The following is a 2,816-nucleotide window of genomic DNA, read 5'->3' as shown; positions in this document are numbered from 1 at the left end:
GTGGGGGGGCTGGTGTGGGAAGTAACGGGCTGGCCCGACGGGCCGACGTTTGCCATGTTCGTCGTGGTGACATGCAGCCGCTTTGCCGCCAATGAAAACCCGGTGCAGGACAGTCTGGGCTTCCTGCGCGGCGCAGTCTGGGCGTTGGTGGTGGCGGCCTTCCTGACCTTTGTCGTGCTGCCCCGGCAGGCGGTGTGGGAAACGCTGGTCGCGTCGCTGTTCGTGCCCATGATGGTGGGGGGGCTTGCGCTGCGTGACGCCCGTACGGTGGGCACCGCCGCACCCTATAACAATTTCTTGCCCTTCATGGTCTATCCGGGCAACCAGTCACGGCTGGATGAACTGACCTTTTTCAATACCAACAGCGCGGTCGTGCTGGGAATATGGTGCAGCGTGCTGGTGTTCCGGCTGGTACTGCCCTTTGATCAGGACACGGAACGCTGGCGCATGCGCCGCCAGATGGTGGGTGACCTGCGTCGTATCGCACGGGCGCCCGCCATTCCCGATACCGGTGCATGGGTGAATGTGCTGACCGCACGTTTTGCACGTCTGGTCCGCCATTCCGTCTCCATGTCCGATGTCCAGACCAATGCCTATCTGGACGGGGTGCTGGCGGCCATGACCGTGGGGCTGAACCTGATCCGGCTACGGCGCATGCTGGACCGTGGCAGCCTGCCGCCCGATGCCCGGCAGGCGGTGGAACACACGATTGCAGGCTTTGCCGCATGGCGGGGCCAGCCGCCAGCCGGTCTGGCCCAGATGGCGGGAAACGCGCTGGCCTGCGTGCGGGCGCGTGTGGCGACGGAGGGGAACCTGTCGCGTCGCCTCGATCTGGGGTGGAGTGTCGCCTATCTGGAAATACTGGTGCGTGAACTTGTGGCGCATGCCCGGTTTTTCGATATTACCCACCGTTTCCATGTCCTGCCCGATTCGCGACCGACCGGGCCGGGCATGAACCCGTACCAGCCTGAAGGAGCCACCCATGACCATCAAACGCCTGCAACCTGAGGAACGCCTGACCGGTGCCGTCGTGCATGGGCATACCGTCTATCTGGCCGGGCAGGTGGCTGATGACCCCACCCTTGATGCCGAAGGCCAGACGGCTGACATCCTGCGCCAGATCGACGCCCTGCTGGCGGAAGCGGGAACCAGTAGCGCGCGCCTGCTGTCGGTACAGATTTTCCTCAGCGACATGAACGACATGGCCGCGATGAACCGCGCATGGGATGCGTGGCTGGACCGTGACGCCAAACCCGCCCGGGCCACAGTGGAAGCCCGTCTGGCCGATCCGCGCTGGAAGGTTGAAATCACCGGCATCGCAGCCCTGCCCTGACCTGCGGGCGGTTCTGCGCGCCTGTTTTCATGCAACCGTGGCGTGGCCGACCTGTTCAGATTCCTGAATGCGGTCCCATGGAGCCGCCCATGACAGGGAGCAGACCACCATGCCAGATGATAACAGCCACGCCTCATCCCGCCGCCAGGTCCTGACGGGTGTTGCAGCAGCCGGGCTTGTCTCGGCTGCCAGTGCCGGCCGGTCCAATGCTGCCACGGAAATGGCGGCCCCCACGCCTGCGCTGGTGGACCCCGAAAATGCCTATCCCCGTCCGCCCTTTCCCCAGCAGTCGCAGCCCTGGCCCGGTCTTGCGGGCAAGATGACGCCACGGCCCGACCATGGGGAAACCAGCTATCGTGGTTCCGGCAGGCTGGCCGGGCGCAAGGCATTGATTACGGGGGGCGATTCCGGCATCGGGCGGGCGGCCGCCATCGCCTATGCGCGTGAGGGAGCGGATGTGGCGATCGCCTACCTGCCGCAGGAAGAACCCGACGCGCGGGAGGTCATCGCCCTGATCCGCGAAGCCGGGCGCAAGGCCGTGGCCCTGCCCGGTGATCTGCGGGACCGCAAATACTGTGACACCCTGGTGCAGCGCGCGCATCAGGAGCTGGGTGGGCTGGATATTCTGGTCAGCAATGCAGGTCGCCAGCGCCATCAGGACAGTATCCTTGATATCAGCGACGAACAGTTTGATGAAACCTTCCGCACCAATATCTACGCGCTGTTTTACCTGAGCAAGGCGGCCATCCCGCTTATGCCGCGCGGGGGCGCGATCATCGCCACGGCGTCGGTCAATGCGTTCAGCCCGTCTGAAATCCTGCTGGATTATTCCGCGACAAAGGGGGCGATTGTCGCCTTCGTCAAGTCACTGGCCAAGCAGATGGTCCACCGTGGCATCCGCGTCAATGCGGTGGCCCCCGGCCCGTTCTGGACCGCGCTGCAGGTCAGTGGCGGCCAGACGGAAGAAAACATCCATAATTTTGGCGGCGAGACCCCGATGGGCCGTGCGGGCCAGCCTGTGGAACTGGCACCCGTCTATGTCCTGCTGGCCTCATCCGAAGCCAGTTATATCACCGGTCAGGTCTATGCCGCCGCCGGGGGCACGGGCGTGGAATAAACGCGCGTAATGTCCTTGCAGCATGGTTGCTGCAATGGCACATGGCGTGGATGCGTATCATTATGTCCTGCCTGCTGATGCTGCTGGGGGTTGCAGCGTGTTATTATGCCTTTGGCATGATTACCGATGCCGGGCGTTTCATTTCCGATTCCCATCCATGGTAATGCCGGTCACGCCAGTTTTCTGGCCGCGTGGGCGGGTATGAAGCGGGCCGTCACGGGATCGGGTGCCGGGAGGCCTGCCCGGTTGTGATTTTTGTTGCGCCGCTGTGGCGGATCATGCACCCAATCGGGCGTTCGTGGCGTTTCCCAATTACTTCAGTAACAAGAAAATTCCGCAGGCCCAGCCTGTGGTGGAGGTCGAAAT

General features: G+C 63.6%; 3 protein-coding genes. All 3 read left to right on the top strand.

Annotation, left to right across the window (positions count from 1 at the left end):
• Nucleotides 1-1,008: FUSC family protein (locus F1542_RS10255; RefSeq protein WP_227672652.1), on the top strand; the 1,008-nt coding region annotated here is incomplete at its 5' end.
• Entirely contained in the window at nt 983-1,333 is a 351-nt protein-coding gene (locus F1542_RS10250; RefSeq protein ID WP_010508718.1) for a RidA family protein, read from the top strand. The genes F1542_RS10255 and F1542_RS10250, both read left to right, overlap by 26 nt.
• A 109-nt stretch (nt 1,334-1,442) precedes the next feature.
• The gene (locus tag F1542_RS10245; RefSeq protein ID WP_275944689.1) at nt 1,443-2,450 is read left to right on the top strand and encodes an SDR family oxidoreductase; all 1,008 of its coding nucleotides are present in this window, start codon (nt 1,443-1,445) and stop codon (nt 2,448-2,450) included.
• Nucleotides 2,451-2,816: the final 366 nt, after the last annotated feature.

Origin of the sequence: Komagataeibacter sp. FXV3 (genome assembly GCF_015155755.1) — a bacterium.
Lineage (GTDB): Bacteria > Pseudomonadota > Alphaproteobacteria > Acetobacterales > Acetobacteraceae > Komagataeibacter.
Note: the sequence above shows the minus strand (reverse complement) of the source record. Positions and strands in the feature narration are given on the sequence as shown.

What these genes read in the sequence shown, in the direction of transcription:
- F1542_RS10245 (WP_275944689.1), top strand. Translation starts at nt 1,443, where the DNA reads ATGCCAGATGATAACAGCCACGCCTCATCCCGCCGCCAGGTCCTGACG.
- F1542_RS10250 (WP_010508718.1), top strand. Translation starts at nt 983, where the DNA reads ATGACCATCAAACGCCTGCAACCTGAGGAACGCCTGACCGGTGCCGTC.